Here is a 22175-nt window from a genome sequence, read left to right on the forward strand (position 1 = left end):
CTTGCCATTTAACGGCTATCGGCAATTACTGAATATCAGACACCTATTCAGTTAAGCTCAATTTTATATAGCATTTACCTTTGGGTTTGCCTGCACTGGCATGCTTTGGGCTTGAATTTGCCTTTTTTGAACAAAAACTAAACTTACTAAACCTTAAAGATTAAGAAGAGACAGGCTTGCACCTCTCTTGCTGACGTGGCTCCCGACTTCAATCACTGCCTGAAGCTGAGCGGTCGGAATTCTGGCAACTGATTGAGTCGGAAAGCTTCGTAGAAAGCACTCACCTATCGTTTCGATTAATCCTTTACTTACACCTTACACTTATGAAAAAACACTTATACTACCTTATAGTTATGCTACTATTGCCCCTGTGTATCCTGGCACAAGACAAGGTACTTTCAGGCGTAGTAAGTTCTGCTGAAGAAGGTGTGCTCCCTGGGGTTTCTATCGCATTGAAAGGAACAGCCATAGGTACATTAACTGATGCCAGCGGGAAATTCTCAATTAAAGTACCGGCTTCAGGCGGTATTCTGGTTATCAGTGCTATTGGGTTTGCTACGGTAGAAGAAAGAATTGATAACAGAACTATATATAATATTTCACTGGCCGCAGATTCAAGAGCGTTGAACGAGGTAGTAGTAACCGCGCTGGGGATATCAAGAGAGAAAAAATCATTAGGGTTTTCGCAGCAGGAAGTAAAAGGAGACAACCTGGTTGAGGCCCGCTCAACCAACGTGGTTAACTCATTATCCGGCCGTATAGCCGGGGTACGCATCAGCAGTAATGGCGGACCCGGTAGCGGCTCAACCATTCAGATACGTGGTTCATCTTCAGTATCAGGCAATAACCAACCTTTAATTGTGCTTGACGGTGTACCACTGCAACAACAATACGACAAACAATTCGGCGGTGGTATATCAGAAATAAACCCCGACAACATAAAAGAAATTTCGGTTCTTAAAGGCCCTAACGCAGCAGCGCTATATGGTTCAAGGGCGGCCAATGGTGTTATCCTGATTACCTCAAAAGACGGCGCAGGCTCAAAAGGCCTGGGTATTGAATATAACGCCAACTTTACTGCCGAACGCCCACTGGTAAAACCTGATTTCCAGAATACTTATGGCGGTGGTAATGGTTATGTAACGTGGTATTCAGACGGATGGAGCGGCACGATACAGCCCGATGCCTATGACCAATACAAGGCAGCCTATGGCACGGTAACACCCGGCAGAACAACCGGAACCGACGGAACAGACGAAAGCTGGGGAGCGCCAATGGATGGCCGCCTGGTGCGCCAGTGGTTTACAGGTAAAGATGTGGCTCCACTTACACCGCAGCCTAATAACTGGAACGAATTCTGGGAAACCGGCACGTCATTTACCAACCACCTGGCATTAACAGGTGCAAATGATAAAGGAAATTTCAGATTAGCCTTTGACAGACTAGACCAGAAGGGCCTTGCCTACAAAAATGATTTTGAAAGAACCAACGTAAAGCTGAATTCCAGCTATAATCTGAATAAATTTTTATCTGCTGCCGTTTCCGGCGAATACATCAAGTCTGGTGGCAACCGCACTTATCAGAATGGCGACACCTTCATCTGGTCGCACAGGCACGTTTCATGGGACCAGCTTGCCAATTACCGTGATTACACCGGCGTACACATTCAGAGAGCAGTAGCCGGTAAGTTACCAGACACCGACCCGCCAAACTGGCAGCACACTTATTTTACGAACCCTTTCTACACCAATGAGTTTCTGCCAAACAGAAACGACAAAGACCGTCTATTGGGCAACATTACTATCAATGCCAAGCTACTGCCTTTTCTGAAACTGATGCTCAGAAGCGGCACTGACTTCTGGACTGATACACGCATCAACATTGCTAACTTTGAGCGTGTGCGTAATGGTAACCGTACACCTGGTACGTTCTCTGAAGAAGTACTTCGCCGTCAGGAAACCAACCATGACTTCCTGTTTACTTTCGACAAAGGCTTTGGCAAAAACTTTACGCTCGTTGCACAGGCCGGGGGCGCTGTAAGACGCAATTATTACAAACGCAACTTTACAAACGTAGGCGAGCTGGTAGTTGACGGCGTTTATAACCTGTCTAATTCAAACCCCAGCCAGAACTCAGTAGCAAGCCGCATTGAAAAAACCAATGTACAAAGTTTATATGGTTCGGCACAGTTTGGCTATCTCAATGCCCTGTTTCTGGACGTAACAGCCAGAAACGACTGGTCAAGCACCTTGCCTGCCAATGCCCGTTCTTATTTTTATCCTTCACTATCAGCCAGTGCTGTCATCACCGACCTCGTTAGTATTCCTAAAACAATACTATCGTTCGGTAAAGTACGAGCCAGCTGGGCACAGGTTGGTAACGATGCCGACCCTTACCAGTTAGCCCAGACATTCCGTGCCAGTGGCTCATGGAATGGTTCAATTCCGGAGTACTATGAAAACCTTACCATTTCAAACTCAACTCTTAAGCCCGAAATTACTACCGGAATTGAACTGGGTCTTGATTTACGATTCTTTAAAAACAAAGTTGGTCTGGACCTGACCTACTATGACCAGGACACCAAAAACCAGATTCTTGGTGTGGAGATTTCAAAAGCCAGTGGATACGACAAACGCATATTGAATGCCGGCCGAATCAATAATAAAGGTATTGAAATCACCTTGTCGGGTACACCATTTGAAACAAGAAACGGCTTTAAGTGGGATGTAGCCGTAAACTTTGCCAGAAACAGAAACCTGGTGGTTGAACTGGCCGAAGGCCTTACTACTTACACCTTACAGGAAAGAAGAGGCCTGATCTCTATTGCACAGGTAGGCCAGCCTTATGGGTCATTGTATGGTATTGGTTTTAAACATGCCCCGGACGGACAAATTGTATATGTTGATGGCCTGCCGGTTGTTGAAACCACCCCAAGGGTTTTAGGCAATATTCAGCCTGATTTTACTGGTGGTATCACCAATAATTTTTCTTACAAACGCCTGAGCCTTTCATTCTTGATTGATGTTAAAAAAGGCGGCGATTTCTTTGATGAAGGTACCGGAACAGCCCGTTGGACAGGCCAGTATGCCGAAACCGGCATTGGCCGTGAAGAAGGTATCATTGGTAAAGGGGTGAAAAACATCGGCTCTGCCGAAAGCCCGCAGTACGTGCCTAATGATGTGATAGTAGCTGCTAATCAGTTATATGGCTACAATAACCCAAGAAGATACCACGAGGCCGCTATTTTTGACGGTAGCTATATTAAACTTCGTGAAGTATCAATCGGTATCAGGCTGCCTGAATCCATTCTGAAAAAAGCCAGAATCCAAAATGCCAAACTATCATTAGTTGGCAGGAATCTGGCCATATTATTCAAAAACTCTCCTCATATAGACCCCGAGGTCGACCGCTTCGGAGGCAACTCGCAAGGGTTTGCTTATGGCGAATTACCCTCATCAAGAAGCCTTGGCTTTAACCTTTCGTTGGGCTTTTGATAACCGAGGATACAGTTTTTCATTAAAAACCTTGAAACATTATGAAATCATATAAAATTATAACTTCATTACTGGTATCACTGAGCCTGTCTCTGAACTCCTGCACCGATGAGTTCGACAAAATGAATACCGACCCTAACAACCCGACGAGCATCAGCCCGCAATATTTATTGCCTTATGCCATTGAGCGTTCTGTTGACCGCTACTGGGGCGGCAATGCGCGTTTCGAACGTCTTAACCTGGATGGTTCTATGCTGTGGATTCAGTATCTGGCTCGAAATATATACTCTAACGAAGGCGATAACTACGGCATTACGCCAACTTTCTACAATAATACCTGGAAATCGTTTTTTAATGATGGTCTGGTAAATTTTCAGAGTATCATTAAACAAGCAGGCCCGGATAGCAAAACACCTAACACCAATTATGAAGGTGCAGCTTTGGTTATGAGAAGCTGGGTATTCTCGGTTCTTACAGACCTTTACGGGGCCATTCCCTACTCTCAGGCATTAAAGGGCACTGATGGAACGCCGGTTTATACGCCTGAATATGACTCTATGGACAAAGTATATGCAGGCCTGCTGAACGATTTGAAAACTGCCAATGAAAAACTGGTAGTAGGCGGACCGGCCATTTCGGGTGATATATTGTATGAAGGCAATATTCTGAAATGGAAAAAATTTGCCAATTCATTAAGGCTTCGCCTGGCCAACCGGCAGGCAGCTAAGAAATCGGCCGAATCAAAAGCCATAATGGCCGAGATTCTGGGTGACGCCACCAAGTATCCTGTTTTTACCAGCAATGACGACAACGCCATGTTGAAAAACACTGCCGTAAGACCCAGCAATAATGAGTGGCACGAGGTAATGGTAATGGGTAGCCGAACCGACTGGAGCATGAGCAAAACATTTGTTGACAAGCTGACTGGTCTTGGCGACACCCGCCTTTCTGTTTTTGCTAATTTAAATTCGGCAGGTAAATATGAAGGCATACCCAATGGCTTGCCAGATGCCATAGCCACCACTTATCTGAGTTCGGCCTCAACTCTGGGCAGCTTTTTTACACAGGCCACCACACCGAGTATGATTATGACATACAGCGAATTACAGTTAATACTGGCAGAAGCAGCCATTGATGGCGACATCAGCGGTGATGCTAATGCCTATATGCAGGCAGGAATCAAGGCATCTTTTGACCAGTACAAAGTAGCGCTTCCGTCGGGATATTACGCCACAGTAGGCACCGCTACCAAAGAAAAAATACTTGACCAGAAATGGATTGCCTTATTTGGAAACGCCGTTGAGGCCTGGACAGAATACCGCCGTACCGGTTACCCGGTTTTACCTGCCAAAGACCCCAGAGCCGTTTTTGAAAACGAGGGAGTTTTACCAACCCGTTTGCCGTATCCGACTACTGAGTATTCGCTCAATAAAGTGAGCCTTGATAAAGGTGTTTCACTTAATGGCGGAGCCGACAACATGCGAACCAAATTGTGGTGGGCAGAAAAATAACACCCGGCCCGGGCAGACTTAATATTTACACTAAACATTATAAAAATGAAAAAGACCGCATATATACTATTTCTGAGTGCCATAATACTGCTTTCAGGTTGTGAAAAGCAAGACCCGTTTGTTGACCGGGTTGTATCTCCATTGTTGTTTCTGGTTATTGACGACAACGGCTTGCCATCTAACGGCACTACAACCGACCCGACAGTATCAACCAAAATATCAAAAGATGTTACTTTTAATATAAAGCTGTTGGAACTAGACAAAACCAATATCCTTGACCACACCAAGGGAATCGATTCAATTGCAGTAAAATCGTTGAAAGTAACTTTGTCGCTTCGTAGCGGAACTAAAATAGGTGAACTAACCACCGGAAATGACGGAAAGGCCACATTAACAAAAAAATGGGCAGATTTGGGCGTAGCCAGCCCAAAAGCAGGCACAACTGTATTGCTGAGCTGGTCGGGTACTTATAAAGATGTAGCCTTTACAAAATATACCCGCATACAGGGATCAAATTAATAATCATAGGTTGAATAGATAATGTATAAACTCATCTCAGACTTTAGAGATGAGTTTTTTTTATAGCTTAAAAATCTTCTGAATTTTATGAGGCTCTATCAACATAGATTTGCCAACCTCATACCAGTAACCATCACCTATATTAACGAATGTACCTTTATGAGATGGCTTTTTATTAAAGGCCAAATCAATAATAAACTCACCTGAAAACGTGTTTTTTAAAATAAAATTGAGTTCTTCCCAGGGCAGATTTGATTTCCTTTCAGGCAGATTGTTTTCTGTTCTGCTTACTTCAACCCTTCTTTCAACAAAAGAAGCATGAATGGCCATCTCTTTGGTCTCTCCGGCCTGATTCTTGTAAAAAATCAGATTCAATGGTAGCTCTCTGCCAGCTTTTTCAAAAACAGCCTGCTGTATTTCCTCCAGCAGATAAGACAGTTTATCCGCATTGGCCGGATAAATCGTTTGTCCTTCAAAATCAATCTGCCAGAAATGCTGGTGAGGCTCCAGGTCTTTAATTTTAAGCGGCTTTGCCGATTTCAGATTACCATAGATTATATCTTTCCAAACGGCCGGTAAACTACCCTGCCATATGAAATCATCATTCATCGAAAAACCCTCGTCCAGAATCTCTTCTTCAGATAACAACTCTCTGTCGAGATACGAAAGCTCGAAAGACAAATCAAGTTCCTTGTTTTGTTCAATAGCGCCGCTTAACTCAATGGCGTGTGCAAAAGGTGGAGGAATATTCTCAGAGGTTTGGAATTTGAGGGAGAACGTAGACATTGACAGTTTTTATTTTATCGATTTTACCGGTTGGGGTTTCAATCATTTTTTCAACAAAGAATATTTCTTTTGGAATTTCAAATTTAGGCAATTTTTCTGAGAACCTCAGCCCAAGCTCATTTCCGTCAGACAAGGGCATTTTGCTTTCAACTACCAATATCAGCTTCTGGCCCAATGTTTTATCGGTTACTCCGTAGGCAAAAAACCTGCCGGAAAAATTAATTTTTCTGAATATCTCCTCCCCTGCCTGTTCAATTTTTTCGAGCTGAATCTTCACTCCGCCACTATTGATGATATTATCAATTCGGCCAATCAGCCTGAAACTGCGCTCATCAATCATTTCAACCAAATCATTAGTTACAATCCATTGCCTATTGTTTGCATCAGATTTTATCATCAGGCACTCGCGTTCATCCTTTGCTATTTCAACGCCCTCCAATACCCTGAAAAAATCTTTCATATCAGCGCCGTTCAGCCGCTTAATGGCAATGTGCGACAGCGTCTCCGTCATACCATAAGTGGCATAAACAGGCGCGTAAACCTTCTGAATCTGGCTTAGCACTGAATCATTGACAGCCGCCCCGCCAATAATAATTCCCTTGGCCGAATTGAGCGTTTCCAGATACAGCTCCGACTCCCCCAGTAGTGTCTGTATCTGCAAAGGCACAAAAGCAAAAAAGTTTTTGCCTCTGTTTGCATTCAGCAAATAAAGGTGTTTTTCAATGCCCTTAAATGGATTAGAGCCGGGTTCAACAATCATCATATCCATGCCCGTTTCAAAGGCTCGCACCAGCATCATCATACCCGCAATGTAATCAACACTCAGGCAGCAGAAGGCTGTATCGCCATTCTTTAGATTAAAGGTACTGGCTGTAAGGCGGGCAGAAGCTACCAGCTGCTCTCTCGAAAACCTAACCGGCTTGGGTGTGCCGGTTGAACCAGATGTGTGAATGATAAATTCCTGCTGACCCGAATCCCAGGCATCTTTAAATTTTAATACTTTTTCGTAATAATGATTACTTGGGTCTGTATTGATATAGGTTCCGTCTTTTTCCAGAAAAATCATTGTTGCACCAATAATAAACCCAAACAGCCCTTGCTGCACAGATTCGTTTGTAATTGTGGCGCAAATTTACTCAAAAATGCGCACAGTATTATTTGTTACATCAACCGATACCAAATATTTCTTCAGTGGTGTAGTGGCGGGTCCCTTCTGCACCGTGCCATCAGCCGTAAATTCAGATAAATGATTAGGGCATAGAAAATCATTGCTGGCCGCCCTGTAGTTAATAGTAGAGGCCTGATGCGTGCAAATGGCGCTCACTGCAATAAAAGTATCTGTATTGGTACGTGCCACTATTATATTCTGCGGTTTTACTACCACATTACCCCCTTTGTTCTTAAGTACTGCATAAGTGGCATTGTTAAGGTCTAAAACAAAATCTACTTTGCCGCTATTTCCACCCGGGTTAGGGTCTGGCACTTCGCCGCCACTGTCGCAGGCCTGCAGGCAATTCATTAATAAAATGGCACCAAAACTGATACCCACCTGTTTCATAAATTCGCTTCTGTCAATCTTATTGTTTTCCATACTGTAACGTGTATTTAGTTATTGCCAAACCTTGGCAAGTATAATATATACGTAAATTTTATTCAAATCGTCGCAAATGATACGTTTTAAAGGTAATTATATCCTAAGTAAAATGTATTTTTAGATTAAATATCTACATTACTTAAAATAATCAGGTATTTTATCCTAAAACAACTACATTTGCAGAACAATTAGTCTGTTTTGTTATTCTTTAAAACTAAAAACACAGGTTTTGGTTTTAATATCAAGGTTAAAAAACAGGCATCAAACTATTATTTTTTATTGATTTGGTTCAGAAACAAAGTTTTCAAAATAAATTTGCAAGATGGAAAAGAATCCGATAGACAAGATAAAGGTTGCTGAAAACCCGGGACTAATGGAATACGCCCACACTGCGGGTGGCGCTGTGATTCGCCCTGAAGACATCGGAAAAGTAAAAGGTAAAGCTCAAATGGCCATGCGGCAGCAAACAGGCGAGCAGCTGAACAAGATTTATCGCCAAATGGAATTGCTGGCTCAGCAGGCTAAAGAAATCAAAAACAGGATTGATGTTTCTGAACGGATTTATGATGCAGCTATTGGTTTTGAGCCTATCATTAATCATGTTTATTATCTTTACGAAAAAAAAGACGGTACCGATATCCTTTCTATGGTTGCTCCTAACGAATGGGGTCGGTCGTTTCCGTTCAACCAGTTTCTGGCAAAGGTTTTCCTTTTGGCCGACCACACCTGGAAAGTAGAGTTTTTTCAGGAAGACAACCGCAGCGATGTAATAGATTTAGATGATTTAGAATAAAGCTATTATCAAAACTCATAACCACGGAGTGTCACAAAGTTTAGCACAGAGTTTCACAGAGGAAAAATAGCAACTAAAAATTAAAGTCCTTAAAACATCATTTCCTGTTGAGGCAGACAGCAAGTTTACGATTAAAAATCGAGTTCGGTAGATAGAAAAACAGCAATGAACTTTCGGATTTTTAATTGTTCGAGTTTAGATGATGGCTGCTTTGCGGACGGCTAGTCTTGCGTTACTTTTTTTCAGCTAAAAAATGTAACAACCGAGGATTATAAATGCGATGAATTTCATTAAACAATTCAAGAAGAAAATAAAACCAATAAATTAATAACCATTCAAATATAGATTATGACTTGGGAAACGATTAAAGAGTACGAAGATATAAAATTTACATTCTTCGAAGGCATCGCTAAAATCAGTATCAATCGTCCGGAAAAACACAATGCGTTTCGTCCGCAGACGGTAAAAGAAATGATTGATGCTATGGCTTTTTGCCGCGAAGAACCATCAATTGAAGTCATTATTCTGACAGGCGAAGGCGGAAAAGCTTTCTGTAGCGGTGGAGACCAGTCGGTACGTGGTCATGGTGGTTACATCGGCGACGACCACATTCCACGCCTCAATGTGCTTGACTTACAAAGAATGATTCGTTCTATACCTAAAGTGGTTATTGCTTCGGTAGCAGGCTGGGCTATTGGTGGCGGCCATGTGCTGCACGTAGTATGTGACCTGACTATTGCCGCAGAAAACGCCCGCTTCGGCCAGACAGGCCCTAAAGTAGGTAGTTTTGATGGGGGCTTTGGCGCCAGCTACCTGGCACGTATTGTCGGCCAGAAAAAAGCCCGTGAGATCTGGTACCTGTGCGACCAGTACAATGCACAGGAAGCCCTTGATATGGGATTAGTAAATAAAGTGGTGCCATTAGAACAACTGGAAGAAGTAACAGTTGAATGGGCCCGTAAAATACAGGATAAGTCTCCGCTGGCTATCAGAATGCTGAAATCATCATTCAATGCAGAGCTGGACGGACAAGCTGGTATTCAGGAGCTGGCCGGAAATGCAACGTTGCTATATTATCTTTCAGAAGAAGCCAAAGAAGGTTTCCGCTCGTTTCTCGAAAAGCGCAAGCCAGACTTTAAAAAATTCCCAAAGTTTCCTTAATTTGCTATCACATACAACAGCCCCATTTATCTGGGGCTTTTTTGATATTCATTTTTAACTTAAATCATTTAACTATGAATTATTGGCTTGTAAAATCAGAACCATTCAAATATTCTTGGGACGATTTCGTTAAACAAGGCGTAGGGATGTGGGACGGCGTACGAAACTACGCAGCACGCAACAATCTTGCCGCAATGAAAACCGGTGACCTGGTACTTTTCTATCACTCAAATGAAGGGCTTGATGTAGTAGGCATTGCCAAAGTTGTAAAAGAATCATATCCTGACCCAACCACCGACGACCCCCGCTGGGTAGTTGTTGACCTGGCACCTGTTGAAAAACTACCCAAGGGAGTAACGCTACAGGCTATAAAGGCCGACGAACGACTACAAGACATGGCTTTGGTGCGTCAGGGTAGGCTTTCAGTACAACCCGTTAAAAAAGAAGAGTTCGACCTCATCGTCGCTAAAAGTTATGAATCATAAAATTATTGCTTCCCTGTTTTTTGAAACACAAAGCCGCCTGAAATTTATGACAGGTCTGAAAGTAATTCTGCTGGGGCTAGCCACATTCTTTTTGGCAACCGAGGCTATTCAGGCGCAGAGTGTAAAAAGAATTGAAATACCCGTAGGCGGTGGAGACGACAACAAACTTCAGGTAATTTCGCTGGGTGATGAAGGTTTGGTGGTACTGTCTAAAACATCAAAGAAAACGTTCAGTATTACCAAATTTGATACAGACCTGCAATTGGGCTGGTCATTGAACGGAGACCTGGAAGAAAACCAGAATTTTGTTGATTACTATCGTGACGGCCGTGATGTATATTTGCTTTTCAGCAAATATAACAGCGATTTATACCAGATTATCAAAGTTTCAACAGGTATTGGCATCATGCAGAAGTTCTTTTTCGAGAACATCACCCGCTTTGAGGTATCTGAATTTAAAGTGCATAACGACTTTGCCTATCTGGCCGGAATGGTAAAAGACGAGCCTGTATTAATGAGCGTAAACCTGTACAAACTTCAGCCACGTATACTGGCTGGAGGGCTTAAAGGAACTGCTAGTATTTCATCACTCGACTTTGATGACGAAAACAACCTTCTGGTAGTATCTTACTCGGTAAAAAAGGGGCGTTCAAGCTATATGGTGGTGAAGCGTATAAACCAGAACGGAAAAATTGTAGAACACCTGAGCGTTGAACCCGAAGAAGACTATGGTTTATTGACAGGAAAACTATTCTCGCTCAATGATGGCACCCAACTGATGATTGGCAATTATGGTTTCCGTGGGTATCAGTCCAACGGAGTCCCTATGTCGCAGGGGCTTTACATAAGTAAAGTAGACGAAGATAACACCGAATACCTGAAGCTGCATAGTTTTACCGAATTCAGGAATTTCTTCAAGTTTATGTCGCAGAAACAGCAAGACCGTATTGAACGCCAGATTAACAAAAAGCGCGACAAGGGCAGCGACCTGCGGCTTAACTACCGTGTGCTGGTACATGATATTATTCAGAAAGACGACCAGTACATTCTGGTAGCAGAGGTGTTTTATCCTGAGTTCAGAAACAACAACACTTTTTATGGTTCGCCCATGTACGGCAACCCTTTCTGGAGTCCCTACGGCTATGGTATGGGTGGTTACCGGTATTTTGGTATGAACTCCTGGGCATGGAACCCCTGGCTGTGGTCGGGCAACCGTGGCTTTAATAATCAGCAGTTTGATGGCTTCAAATATACCCATGCGGTTGTGGCCGGGTTTGATAAAAAAGGTAATCTCGTCTGGGACAACAGTTTCAGTTTCGACAACCTGAAAACTTATGAACTGAAAGAAAAAGTAAAAATAAAGACTGATAACAACGAAATTACGCTGGTTTATAGCAATAAAGGAAAGTTATCGACCAAAATTGTACGAGGTAACGATGTGGTAGAAGGCAACAAAATAATTGAGATTGATACAGCCCGCGAGGGTGATAAAGTAAGGGATACATCAACCGATGATATTGAATACTGGCATCAGAATTATTACCTGGCCTGGGGGTATCAGAAAATATCCAACAAAAATGATGGTTCAAGAAGGGTGTTTTATCTTAACAAAATTGCTTTCTGACACCAAGCCATTATTTCTGAAAACTAATCTTTAATGAGAAAAGCAGCGTTTATATTTATTTTTTTGGCTTGTTGGTCAGGGATTTCTGCGCAGGTTTTAAAAACAGTAGAATATGAAATCAGCGGCAGGCCGACCTGGCAGCAATTGATTCCGCTAGGAGACAAAGGCGTAATTTTGTTTGCAAAAAAAGATGTAACCAAGGCGGTAATAGTAAAATTTGATACAGAACTGAACAAAGCCTGGGAGTCAGAAATATTTCTGGATGTTGAAAAACAGCCAACGGCTTTTACCTTTGATAACGAGCAAATTACTTTTATGTTCAACGAAGCGCAGGGGATGTATTATCAGGTATTCAGCATAGCTTTGAAAGATGGCAAATTTGATAACCGTGGATTTGAGCTACGCGAGTTTTTTCAAGACCAGGACTACGTTTTCTTTAATGACCGCATTCTGATGGCGGGTATCAATGAAAAAGGTGCTGCTTTTTATAAGTTTGATTTTAATGAAGATACCGGGCAGTTTATACCCGCCGAATTAACCGGAAAAGCCAACGTTCAATATCTGAACTATCATGCTGCCGGTAATGCTATAGAAAGCCTGTGGGCAATTAAAGAGGCAGGCTACACCAACGAAAAAAAGAAAAAAGGTGAATTTATTAAAGACGCCTACGTGGTTTATGCTAAATATGATACCACCGGCAGGCTTATTATTAAAAATACCATTGCTTCCAATGCAGGTAATTTTCCGCTTACTGCTACCTTAACAGATGTGCAGGCAGGTATAAGATTTATTACCGGTACGTATCAGTCAAACTCGGGTGCAAAAGGCATTTATGTATCCAGGCTTGAAGAAGGCAAAACCACTTTTACCCGTTTTTACGATTACCGCCAACTGCTGAAAGGCATACCAGCCATTGACGATGCCACAGTAAAGAAAATTGCCGATAATTTTGTTTTATTGCCAATACAACCTGTTTTTGGCGGCAACACACTTACAGTTGGAGGCACTTTTTTTCAGGCCAATTATCAGAATGTAACCTCCGGCAGCCCTTATTATGGTGGGTATGACCCCTACCCCGCCTATGGCCGGTACGGCACCTACAGCAACTATCCGCGTACACAATCGAGGCAGGTATTTAAAGGATATAATTTTCTGAATGGTTTTGTGGCCAGCTTTGACACCGACGGTAACCTGATTTCGCAAAGCCGGGTAGATATGAATCTGGTGTCGCCTGCTATAGAACAAAATCTGGCAGTTTCAGAAAACAAGTCAACGGTTGTATGCCTGAAAGGCAGCCTGGCAGTCAGCAATTTATCAGAGTTTGCAAGGCCTGAAACCTATAAATTGTCAGACGAAACAGTTGACCCAAAAAATGCGCAGTTTGTGGCTGGTTATCATGGTGTTCGAAATTGGTACGGAAATTATTTTATTGCAGACGGAAGTCGTGTTAAATTTGAAGCCATAAAAGAATTAGACCTGCCAAAGCCGGAAAACGGCAAACGCAAAAAAAGACAACAGTCGCTTCCTCAGACAAATATCCGTAAGATTATTTATCTCAGCAAAGTGCAGTAATTTAAGTTTCATTTAAAAGAATTTACCTTGTATCAGCTTCTTCAGCCAAAAATAGATTCCTACGAATTAATAGATTCGGGCAATTTTGAAAAATTAGAACGCTTCGGCGATTACATTCTGGCCCGCCCTGAACCACAAGCCGTGTGGGATAAATCGCTCAGTGAAGAAATCTGGGAGAAAAAAGCCTCTGCTGTTTTCAGAAAAACCAAAGGGCGCGATCAGCTAAGCCCGGACGAAAGAGGTGAATGGCACAATCTAAAAAAAATGCCTGAAAAATGGTATTTACCCTATACCCTGGGTGGTAAAAATTATAAATTCAAACTTTCGCTTTCTTCATTTAAGCATGTGGGTATCTTTCCGGAACAGGCCGAAAACTGGCAATATATAGAAACCAAGCTGAAAAGTATGCCCCTTGAAAACCCAAAGGTACTTAATCTTTTTGCTTACACGGGTGGTGCCTCTATAGTTGCCAGAGGAAACGGCGCTGACGTTACACACGTTGACTCTATTAAACAAACTATTTCATGGGCGCGCGAAAACATGGATATCAGCCAGCTGACTGATATCAGATGGGTAGTGGAAGATGCCCTGAAATTTGTAAAACGTGAAGTAAAACGTGGCAGAAAATACAATGGTATCATACTAGACCCACCAGCTTATGGCCGTGGCCCCGACGGTGAGAAATGGATTCTGGAAGAAGGAATCAACGAACTTATAAAAGCATGCCTGCAACTGATTGATGATAACCACTTCTTTTTTATTTTAAATCTCTATTCAATGGGTTTTTCGGCAGTAATTGCAGAAACCATCATTAAACAGAACTATCAGGCCGTCATGAATCCTGAAATGGGTGAACTGATCATACAAGACACATTCGGTAAAAATCTGCCTTTAGGTGTGTTTTATCGTTTTGCCTCTGTGTAGCAAACAGTCTGTTCTGTTCCGGCTGCCACTCTATATTCTTGGTAAAGGTTTTTATTGTTAGAAAATTTTCGGATTTTTGTAAAAAAATGGCTGTATGCCCGTGTGGTACCACCAAATAATAATGCAAAAACAATTTCATTTATATATTTTACTGATAGTATCGGTTTTGCTTGCCGCCTGTGGGCAAGGCAACCGCGAGCGCTCCAAAATTCCGCCTACACAGTTTCAGACTGAAAGCGAAATGAACGAAGCTGCCGAGGTGGCTCTTACAGAGGCCATCAGAAGCAACCCCAGCGTAGCAGAGAACTATTACAAAAGAGCCGGCATATATCTGAAACTGAACGACACCGAAAGCGCTCTGGAAGACATTAACCGTGCCGACCAGCTAAAGCCTAATGTAGGCAAATATTTGTTTACAAAGGCGCTTATCTTGCGCCGAATGAAAAAAACAGATGAAGCTTTTTCTTTTGCGCAGAGTGCTGAAATCCTGAACTTTGATACCCCGGAATTATATACCCTGCTGGGCGACCTTGCTCAGCAAAGAAATGACCTGGCCGGTGCAGAAAAATACCTGGCAAAATCAATGCAAACAGCGCCATTTGATGGTGAAACGCATTTCTACAGAGGCACCCTGGCTGCACGTAAAGGCGACACAGTAAGTGCCATTGCGCTAATTAACAAAGCTATTGAAATTAAGCCATCGTTCCGTGAGGGATACACAAGGCTGACTGAGATACTTCAAAGCTACCGGATGTATGACTCCGCGCTGGTGGTGAATCGGAAAGCCATTGCTGAATTTAAGAACAATGCAGATTTTATTGTAGAACGAGGTCTGACCTATTTTAAAAAAGGATGGCTAGACAGCGCCCTGGTTAATTACGAACGAGCAGCCCGCGTAGACCCCAGAAGAACCGACGTGCTATTATACTCAGGCGCCATTTATTACCGCTGGAAAAGCTATGAAAGAGCACTGGAAAACTATGAAAAAGCCGCCGGCATAAACCGCGACTTACCCAAGGTTTACTTTTTGCTGGGTCTTACGCATGAGCAGCTGGGGAATCTTCAGGAGGCCGAAAACGCGCTGAAAGAGGCCGTTGAGAAAAACCCAAGCGATGAGCAGGCAATTGTGGCGCTCAACAGGGTATCAGGCAGGTTAAACTTTGGTTATCGCAACTATTCTGAAAACGACGTTGTTGTTAAAAAACAACCAACGAAGCCAGTAGTTGAAGAACCCCGTAAACTACTGGACACCGCAAGGGTGAAAGTAAATACTATAAAACCAAAAGCAAAAGTTAACGTAAAAACTGATTCCTTAAAAAAAATGAGGTTCAGATAAGTAGCAACAATTAATAAAAAATAGTACAACCAGAATGATGATTAAAATTACATTACCGGACGGAAGCGTAAGAGATTATCCAAAAGGAAGCTCGAGTTACGATGTCGCCCTTTCCATCAGCGAAGGGCTGGCAAGAAACGTACTGGCTGCCAGGGTGAACGGAAAAGTTCAGGATGCCAGTCAACCCATTGAAGAAGACTCAACCTTGCAACTTCTGACCTGGAACGATACGGACGGTAAATCTACATTCTGGCATTCGTCGGCACACTTAATGGCCGAGGCGCTGGAGGCTTTGTATCCTGGTGTTAAATTCTGGGTTGGCCCGCCATTAGAAAACGGTTTCTATTATGATGTTGATACCAACGGTGTTACTATATCAAACGACGACTTCAGGAAAATAGAAGATAAAATGCTGGAACTGGCTCGTCAGAAAAACGACTACGAGCGTATTCCGATGTCTAAGGCAGATGCCGTGAAGTACTTTGAAGAAAAAGGCGACGAATATAAGCTGGATTTACTTTCGGGTTTGGAAGACGGTTCTATTACTTTCTACCGCCAGGGTAATTTCACCGACTTGTGTCGCGGGCCTCATATTCCTAATACCGGTTTTATTAAAGCAGCCAAAATAATGAATGTGGCCGGTGCTTACTTTAAAGGCGACCAGAACAACAAAATGCTTACCCGCATTTATGGTATCACTTTCCCGAAACAAAAAGAGCTGGACGAATACCTTCAGTTTCTGGAAGAAGCCAAAAGACGCGACCACCGCAAACTGGGTCAGGAACTGGAACTTTTCACCTTCTCTGAAAAAGTAGGCAAAGGCTTACCACTATGGTTGCCTAAAGGTGCCATGCTAAGAGAAAGGCTGGAGAATTTTCTGCGCCGGGCACAGGTAAAAGCAGGATACCAGCAGGTTGTTACCCCTCATATAGGTGGCAAGCAGCTTTATATTACATCAGGGCACTGGGAAAAATACGGGAAAGACTCTTTTCAGCCAATTGCTACGCCTGAAGAGGGTGAAGAGTTTATGCTGAAACCCATGAACTGCCCTCACCATTGTGAAATTTACCGTTCACGGCCCAGAAGTTATCGCGAATTACCATTGCGTCTGGCTGAATTCGGAACCGTGTATCGTTACGAACAAAGTGGTGAGTTACATGGTTTAACTCGTGTACGCGGCTTTACTCAGGACGACGCCCATATTTTCTGCCGTGAAGACCAGGTAGAAGACGAATTTAAAAAAGTAATAGACCTTGTGCTATATGTTTTCAAAGCGCTTGGTTTTGATAACTTTTCGGCGCAGGTTTCATTAAGAGACCCTGAAAACAAAACCAAGTATTTCGGAACCGACGAGGCATGGGACAGCGCAGAAAACGCTATCAGAAAAGCCGCCGCAGAAAAAGGACTGAATACGGTAGAAGAACTGGGCGAGGCTGCATTTTACGGGCCAAAACTCGACTTCATGGTAAAAGATGCCTTAGGCCGTAAATGGCAGTTGGGAACCATACAGGTAGACTACCAGTTACCACAAAGGTTTGAGCTGGAATACGTTGGTTCTGACAACCAGAAGCACCGCCCCGTTATGATTCACCGTGCGCCGTTTGGCTCGTTAGAACGTTTCATAGCCATTCTGATTGAAAACACAGCCGGTAATTTCCCATTGTGGTTATCGCCTGATCAGATAGCCATTCTACCGATTTCGGAAAAATATGAAGACTATGCCAATGATGTGTTCTTAACTTTACAGGAGAACGACATCAGAGGTTATGTTGACCATAGAGACGAGAAAATTGGTCGTAAAATACGTGATGCAGAAGTAAACAAATTACCGTTGATGCTCATTGTAGGTGAAAAAGAATCAGAAGAAGGCAGGGTGTCGGTACGCCGTAAAGGTGAAGGAGATTTAGGCTCTATGACCATCGAAGAATTTGTTGCTTATGCCAGAGCAGAAATCAACAAAAATATCCCGAAATTCGGTTCAAATTAAATAACAGGAGCCGTTAGATAATAAAACAGCCTGACGGCTCTTGTAATTTGTTTAAAAATTAACTTATTGTTTGTTTTTAAGATTATTGTTCATAATTTCGTAAAAATCAATTATTAGTAACCTTAAAATCGTTAAATGGCACAACAACCATTCAATCGTAATTTCAGAAGACCAGTACAGAAAGAAGATGAACACCGTATCAATCAAAGAATACGGGTACCTCAAGTCCGCTTAGTCGGCGACAATGTAGAGCAAGGCATTTTTGATACCAATCAGGCCCTTGCAATGGCACAGGCACAAAGCCTCGACCTGGTTGAGATAGTTCCTACGGCCAATCCCCCAGTTTGCAGAATTGTAGATTATTCTAAATTTAAATATGACCAGAAGAAAAAGCAGAAGGAAATAAAAGCCAAAGCTGCCAAGACGGTCATCAAAGAAATACGTTTCGGTCCGCAGACTGACGACCATGACTTTAATTTTAAATTGAAGCATGCCATCAGTTTCCTGAAAGAAAACGCCAAAGTGAAAGCCTATGTACACTTTGTAGGCCGCCAGATTGTGTTCAAAGATCAGGGAGCCGAACTCTTGAGACGCTTCATTGCAGGGCTTGATGAGTACGGTAAACCAGAAGGTGAATTCAAGCAGGAAGGTAAACGTATGATTGTTTTCATTGCACCAAAGGCAACTAAGAAATAATTATATATAGATAATTAAGAAGTAAGACGTATCAATTTTTATTGGTGCGTCTTTTTTTTATTTTTATGGAATAATTAACAAAGCTGTGAAAACTTTAACTACACAATTTATGCAACAGATTATCTCCACTCTTGCTGCCATAAAGCCTTTATCTCCACAAATACAGTATTTCTTAGAAAAGAAGCTAAAAAATGAGGTTTTCGCTAAAAAGTCAATAATTGTTCAGCCGGAAACAGTAAACAGAAAAATCTATTTTATTGAAAAAGGAATTGTAAGAGCCTATTTCATCGAAAACGGTAAGGAACATACAACCTGGTTTTTTAAGGAGGCCGATATTATTATTTCTGTCATTAGTTTTTTCTTACAAAAACCATCGAACGAATATATAGAAACACTGGAAGATTGCGTCATGTGGTCACTTTCTTATACAGATTTACAGTTTCTATATGATAATTTCCCTGAATTTAATTACGTTGGAAGAGTACTGACTGAAAAGTATTATTGTTTAAGTGAAATAAGAAACTACAATATCAGGATGAAATCTGTGAACGAAAGATATGTTTTTCTGCAGCAGCAAATTCCCGACATTCTACATAGGGTACCTGTCAAACATATTGCTTCGCATCTGGAAATTGAACCAGAAACATTAAGCCGGTTGAGGGCAAAAAAATGATTTGAATCAGTTTTTTTAAAATATTACGCTAATATTTTTGCTTCAAGCCACAACAAGTTATTCAATTAAAGAAAACTTGGAGTAAGTGAGCTTACTAGCTTATTGATGTTTAAGCCAAAAAACGAAAAAATCATTGCTGAATTATCAACTTCAATTCCAGATGATACTTTCTTTACCAAAAAGAAAAATGAGCCTTATTCTTTTTCAGGATAAATTTGGGTTCGTGACATTCAGGGTTCTTTTTTAAGAGCTTTTGATTACAAACAGGGGAAATTAGAAGCCAACTTGATAATAGGAGAAGAAAATCTAACTAAAACTAGTAGAATTAAAGGTGTAAAAGATTATCCTTGCGGGCAAATTCCGGTTTTTGTGGAAGTTTGTGTTCCTGCCCAAAATTGGTGCGATGTGCATTATTCTCATTCCATTAATGCTTATTGTAGTGACCTTGGTGGCAGTGATATTACATTTTCACCAAATGATTATTATTCGACTGGGGGAGGAGGATATGCAGGGTGGAATCCTATATTGACATATCAAAGTTTATCTTTTTCTGGGGGTAATGCTTCTCCTAATATAAACATTGACTCAGAATTAAATTGTATGAAAAACAATTCGGGCAATTACACTTATAAAATTGCCATTTGTGTAGATCAACCAATATCTAACTCGTCCAGACCAATTGACGATAATAATGATGTTGGACATACTTTTATTCAATTTTCAAAAATAGATAATAATACAGGTCAAACTACATCTCCCAGTGTAGGATTTTATCCTAATGTTTGGGCGCCAATTTCCTTATTCTTTAATATTTCATCTGTTATTAGAGATAATAGTCAATTACCTTATGATGTAAGTGCAACTTATATTGTTAATAGTACACAATTTACAAATGCTGTTAATTCATCAATTAATTGGCAAAATAGTAGTTACTCGTTAGAGGACTATAATTGTACGGATGCCGCATTGAGTGTTCTAAGTAATGCTGGGATTAATATTCCCTTGCCTTTAAGTAAAGTAGGCCCAATTCCAACTGGTGGTGGTGGATTTACATACCTTTTCCTTCACACACCAGCAAGATTAGGTCAGATTATAAGAGGAATGTCTAATAGTAGTTCAGTAACCATAAATGCAGGCGGTGGGATAACAGGATCAAGCGGCTCTTGTAAATAACTCTGAAGATTTCAAAGTTTTAAGGCAAGTGAATTGCTTTTTATAAGATTTACTTGCCTTAAAGCTTTCTAAAATTAAGTTCAAAAAATATCTACCAGTTAACTTTCCAACTTTTAGAAAGTCAATACAATTTTAAAACTCTTGATATGAAAAAAAAACTTAAAATTTGGACAATATTGATTTTAGCATTTGGGTTCATCGCCTATGCTTCTAATTACATCGGCCTTTTCCGCATGCTTCTTGGCAGTGTTCTATTCCTCCCTGAGTTTCATATAAAAGATTTCAATTACTCAACTGCACATGGTGAATTCAGAATGTGGGAAGATGAAATGAAAGGTCCACACATCAGAGACATTGACATTATTTTTAAGAGTTTCCGGGAATGTTATCCCACTTCTCCAGATACAATCGTTTACAGGAATTTCAGAAGAAATATATGGGAGTTCTGGAACTGGGGACACTTCTTTAGGCATGAAAGATATAAGCTCCCCTATTTATCTCCTGATGACATAAAACCTATGAAGAAAAAGACAGCACCTTTTGGCGACTGTGCTATTCCTAATTATGCAGAAGAAGTAAAGTAAAAGTTGATAATAAATTAAGAAGAAAATATTCCATCAGTTATATAAAAGAAAATATTAAACTGTAAACGCATGATTGTTTTCATAGCGCCCAAGGCAACTAAGAAATAATTATATATAGATAATTAAGAAGTAAGACGTATCAATTTTTATTGGTACGTCTTTTTTTTATTACCTTAATAATCGAACTATTAAGAACTCGTTTTCTTAATGGTTTTGCCCGTAACAATTCTTATTGTGTTGCTATTAAAATGATGTACTTTTCATTACCTGCTCACTTCAATGCGCCAGTCGGTACCGCTTCCAATTTTGTAGGTATTGGCAAAATTACCCATATTAATACCCAACGAAAGATTCATTAGGCTGTTCAGATACAATATATTTTCGCCCTCCTTCACATCACCAAAAGTATGACCAAATAATACCTGCCCCTGATAGGCCAGCCGATCATTCTCATAAATTTTTACCTGCAGGCTGTCACCTTCTTTTGCGCCAAGCAGTTTGAATGTCTTTTCATCAATGTTAGTCCATAAGTTTCCATACTTTATGTCCAGAATAGCTATTCCACCAGATAGCACTTTATTTTTAAATGCAGGCCTGGGATACGCCAACCTTACTAATTGGTTTCCAGGCACCGACGCCCCTACTCCATCTAAATCTATCATATCTGCTGCCAGTTTTGCGCCAGTAAAAGCAAATACATCACGGCCATGAAAAGTATAAGAACCCTGCGAGTCTGGCAAACGGTTGGCACTTGAAATCTCCCGCACTTCATCAACTCCCTCACGCTCCGCAACAAGGGTAAACAATCCATTATCAGGCCCAACATAGTAATGGTTGGCTTTGGTTTTCAGCACAATTGATTTTCTATCGGTGCCTACCCCGGGGTCTACTACGCATACAAATACAGTCCCTTCTTCCCAGTAAGGCGCTGTTTGTTGCAACCGATAGGCACCTTCCCAGATATTAAAGGCGGGTATATCATGGGTTAAATCATGTATTACCAGTTTGCCCGACTGCTGCAGGGCCACACCTTTCATGGCTGCCACGGCTCCGTCTTTTGTGCCAAAATCAGTCATCAGCACCAAAGCCGATTCAGACCTGTATCTGAATACATAAATAACACCTGCCAGGGCTATCAGAAAAAAAAACAGAATAGTAAGGAAGATTTTGCGCAACATGGGCTATCAGTTAAATGGTATCTTTAGAAATGCCTGATAAGTTTTAGGGATATTATTGAACAAATTAACAATTTAAAGCCTTAAA

The 22175-nt window shown here is 41.5% G+C and carries 19 protein-coding genes; 15 read left to right on the plus strand and 4 right to left on the minus strand.

Features of this window, described 5'->3' with window-relative positions; all coding sequences use genetic code 11:
* Nucleotides 1-323: 323 nt before the first annotated feature.
* Genes C0V77_RS14340 through C0V77_RS14350 form a run of 3 tightly spaced genes read left to right on the plus strand, consistent with a single transcriptional unit; the run spans nucleotide 324 to nucleotide 5524 of the window.
* Nucleotides 324-3494, plus strand: a complete 3171-nt coding sequence (locus C0V77_RS14340) for a SusC/RagA family TonB-linked outer membrane protein (RefSeq protein WP_101727028.1) — start codon at nucleotides 324-326, stop codon at nucleotides 3492-3494.
* A gap of 41 nt (nucleotides 3495-3535) precedes the next feature.
* Complete coding sequence (locus C0V77_RS14345) at nucleotides 3536-5005, plus strand: SusD/RagB family nutrient-binding outer membrane lipoprotein (protein ID WP_101727029.1); 1470 nt, start codon at nucleotides 3536-3538, stop codon at nucleotides 5003-5005.
* A 45-nt stretch (nucleotides 5006-5050) separates the two neighbouring features.
* Nucleotides 5051-5524 carry a hypothetical protein gene (locus tag C0V77_RS14350; protein ID WP_101727030.1) on the plus strand — a complete coding sequence of 158 codons (474 nt, stop codon included), beginning with the start codon at nucleotides 5051-5053 and terminating at the stop codon, nucleotides 5522-5524.
* Between the two features lie 60 nt (nucleotides 5525-5584).
* Here C0V77_RS14350 and C0V77_RS14355 read toward each other — a convergent pair whose 3' ends face one another.
* The 3 genes from C0V77_RS14355 to C0V77_RS14365 all read right to left on the minus strand — a co-directional run bounded on the left by C0V77_RS14355 (nucleotide 5585) and on the right by C0V77_RS14365 (nucleotide 7901).
* On the minus strand, nucleotides 5585-6310 hold the full coding sequence (locus tag C0V77_RS14355) for a hypothetical protein (protein WP_101727031.1): 726 nt from the start codon (nucleotides 6308-6310) through the stop codon (nucleotides 5585-5587).
* Nucleotides 6276-7376: an AMP-binding protein gene (locus C0V77_RS14360; RefSeq protein ID WP_143706101.1), complete on the minus strand. Its 1101-nt coding sequence runs from the start codon at nucleotides 7374-7376 to the stop codon at nucleotides 6276-6278. The genes C0V77_RS14355 and C0V77_RS14360 overlap by 35 nt, the downstream gene beginning before the upstream one ends.
* 66 nt (nucleotides 7377-7442) lie before the next feature.
* Complete coding sequence (locus C0V77_RS14365) at nucleotides 7443-7901, minus strand: ubiquinol-cytochrome c reductase iron-sulfur subunit (protein ID WP_101727033.1); 459 nt, start codon at nucleotides 7899-7901, stop codon at nucleotides 7443-7445.
* A gap of 325 nt (nucleotides 7902-8226) precedes the next feature.
* On the opposite strand from C0V77_RS14365, the gene C0V77_RS14370 reads away from it, so the two are divergent.
* The 12 genes from C0V77_RS14370 to C0V77_RS14425 all read left to right on the plus strand — a co-directional run bounded on the left by C0V77_RS14370 (nucleotide 8227) and on the right by C0V77_RS14425 (nucleotide 20912).
* On the plus strand, nucleotides 8227-8697 hold the full coding sequence (locus tag C0V77_RS14370) for a DUF2452 domain-containing protein (protein WP_101727034.1): 471 nt from the start codon (nucleotides 8227-8229) through the stop codon (nucleotides 8695-8697).
* A gap of 348 nt (nucleotides 8698-9045) precedes the next feature.
* Nucleotides 9046-9858 (plus strand): 1,4-dihydroxy-2-naphthoyl-CoA synthase, encoded by an 813-nt coding sequence (gene menB, locus C0V77_RS14375; RefSeq protein ID WP_101727035.1) that lies wholly within the window; start codon nucleotides 9046-9048, stop codon nucleotides 9856-9858.
* A gap of 74 nt (nucleotides 9859-9932) precedes the next feature.
* Nucleotides 9933-10343, plus strand: coding sequence for an EVE domain-containing protein (locus tag C0V77_RS14380; protein WP_101727036.1), 411 nt, complete (start codon nucleotides 9933-9935; stop codon nucleotides 10341-10343).
* Nucleotides 10333-11967, plus strand: coding sequence for a hypothetical protein (locus C0V77_RS14385; protein ID WP_101727037.1), 1635 nt, complete (start codon nucleotides 10333-10335; stop codon nucleotides 11965-11967). Before C0V77_RS14380 ends, C0V77_RS14385 begins: the two co-directional genes overlap by 11 nt.
* A 33-nt stretch (nucleotides 11968-12000) precedes the next feature.
* A complete protein-coding gene (locus C0V77_RS14390) occupies nucleotides 12001-13539 on the plus strand; it encodes a hypothetical protein (RefSeq protein ID WP_101727038.1) in 1539 nt (512 codons plus the stop codon).
* 27 nt (nucleotides 13540-13566) lie between these two features.
* Nucleotides 13567-14463 carry a class I SAM-dependent methyltransferase gene (locus tag C0V77_RS14395; RefSeq protein ID WP_101727039.1) on the plus strand — a complete coding sequence of 299 codons (897 nt, stop codon included), beginning with the start codon at nucleotides 13567-13569 and terminating at the stop codon, nucleotides 14461-14463.
* 121 nt (nucleotides 14464-14584) lie between these two features.
* Entirely contained in the window at nucleotides 14585-15799 is a 1215-nt protein-coding gene (locus tag C0V77_RS14400) for a tetratricopeptide repeat protein (protein ID WP_158237960.1), read from the plus strand.
* A gap of 34 nt (nucleotides 15800-15833) precedes the next feature.
* Nucleotides 15834-17786, plus strand: coding sequence for a threonine--tRNA ligase (gene thrS / locus C0V77_RS14405; RefSeq protein ID WP_101727041.1), 1953 nt, complete (start codon nucleotides 15834-15836; stop codon nucleotides 17784-17786).
* Between the two features lie 135 nt (nucleotides 17787-17921).
* Complete coding sequence (gene infC / locus C0V77_RS14410; RefSeq protein ID WP_101727042.1) at nucleotides 17922-18482, plus strand: translation initiation factor IF-3; 561 nt, start codon at nucleotides 17922-17924, stop codon at nucleotides 18480-18482.
* 109 nt (nucleotides 18483-18591) lie between these two features.
* On the plus strand, nucleotides 18592-19155 hold the full coding sequence (locus C0V77_RS14415; protein ID WP_101727043.1) for a Crp/Fnr family transcriptional regulator: 564 nt from the start codon (nucleotides 18592-18594) through the stop codon (nucleotides 19153-19155).
* A gap of 285 nt (nucleotides 19156-19440) precedes the next feature.
* Nucleotides 19441-20328, plus strand: coding sequence for a hypothetical protein (locus C0V77_RS14420; protein ID WP_101727044.1), 888 nt, complete (start codon nucleotides 19441-19443; stop codon nucleotides 20326-20328).
* A gap of 146 nt (nucleotides 20329-20474) precedes the next feature.
* On the plus strand, nucleotides 20475-20912 hold the full coding sequence (locus tag C0V77_RS14425; RefSeq protein WP_101727045.1) for a hypothetical protein: 438 nt from the start codon (nucleotides 20475-20477) through the stop codon (nucleotides 20910-20912).
* 263 nt (nucleotides 20913-21175) lie between these two features.
* On the opposite strand, the gene C0V77_RS14430 is transcribed toward C0V77_RS14425, so the two are convergent.
* Complete coding sequence (locus C0V77_RS14430) at nucleotides 21176-22090, minus strand: S-adenosyl-l-methionine hydroxide adenosyltransferase family protein (protein ID WP_101727046.1); 915 nt, start codon at nucleotides 22088-22090, stop codon at nucleotides 21176-21178.
* Between the last annotated feature and the right edge of the window lie 85 nt (nucleotides 22091-22175).

The organism is Emticicia sp. TH156, assembly GCF_002855535.1.
Lineage (GTDB): Bacteria > Bacteroidota > Bacteroidia > Cytophagales > Spirosomataceae > Emticicia > Emticicia fluvialis.

What these genes read in the sequence shown, in the direction of transcription:
- thrS (WP_101727041.1), top strand. Translation starts at nt 15,834, where the DNA reads ATGATGATTAAAATTACATTACCGGACGGAAGCGTAAGAGATTATCCA.
- C0V77_RS14390 (WP_101727038.1), top strand. Translation starts at nt 12,001, where the DNA reads ATGAGAAAAGCAGCGTTTATATTTATTTTTTTGGCTTGTTGGTCAGGG.
- C0V77_RS14360 (WP_143706101.1), bottom strand. Translation starts at nt 7,376, where the DNA reads ATGATTTTTCTGGAAAAAGACGGAACCTATATCAATACAGACCCAAGT.
- C0V77_RS14380 (WP_101727036.1), top strand. Translation starts at nt 9,933, where the DNA reads ATGAATTATTGGCTTGTAAAATCAGAACCATTCAAATATTCTTGGGAC.
- C0V77_RS14425 (WP_101727045.1), top strand. Translation starts at nt 20,475, where the DNA reads ATGAAAAAAAAACTTAAAATTTGGACAATATTGATTTTAGCATTTGGG.
- C0V77_RS14345 (WP_101727029.1), top strand. Translation starts at nt 3,536, where the DNA reads ATGAAATCATATAAAATTATAACTTCATTACTGGTATCACTGAGCCTG.
- infC (WP_101727042.1), top strand. Translation starts at nt 17,922, where the DNA reads ATGGCACAACAACCATTCAATCGTAATTTCAGAAGACCAGTACAGAAA.
- C0V77_RS14355 (WP_101727031.1), bottom strand. Translation starts at nt 6,310, where the DNA reads ATGTCTACGTTCTCCCTCAAATTCCAAACCTCTGAGAATATTCCTCCA.
- C0V77_RS14400 (WP_158237960.1), top strand. Translation starts at nt 14,585, where the DNA reads ATGCAAAAACAATTTCATTTATATATTTTACTGATAGTATCGGTTTTG.
- C0V77_RS14365 (WP_101727033.1), bottom strand. Translation starts at nt 7,901, where the DNA reads ATGGAAAACAATAAGATTGACAGAAGCGAATTTATGAAACAGGTGGGT.
- C0V77_RS14385 (WP_101727037.1), top strand. Translation starts at nt 10,333, where the DNA reads ATGAATCATAAAATTATTGCTTCCCTGTTTTTTGAAACACAAAGCCGC.
- C0V77_RS14340 (WP_101727028.1), top strand. Translation starts at nt 324, where the DNA reads ATGAAAAAACACTTATACTACCTTATAGTTATGCTACTATTGCCCCTG.
- C0V77_RS14415 (WP_101727043.1), top strand. Translation starts at nt 18,592, where the DNA reads ATGCAACAGATTATCTCCACTCTTGCTGCCATAAAGCCTTTATCTCCA.
- C0V77_RS14350 (WP_101727030.1), top strand. Translation starts at nt 5,051, where the DNA reads ATGAAAAAGACCGCATATATACTATTTCTGAGTGCCATAATACTGCTT.
- C0V77_RS14370 (WP_101727034.1), top strand. Translation starts at nt 8,227, where the DNA reads ATGGAAAAGAATCCGATAGACAAGATAAAGGTTGCTGAAAACCCGGGA.
- menB (WP_101727035.1), top strand. Translation starts at nt 9,046, where the DNA reads ATGACTTGGGAAACGATTAAAGAGTACGAAGATATAAAATTTACATTC.
- C0V77_RS14430 (WP_101727046.1), bottom strand. Translation starts at nt 22,090, where the DNA reads ATGTTGCGCAAAATCTTCCTTACTATTCTGTTTTTTTTTCTGATAGCC.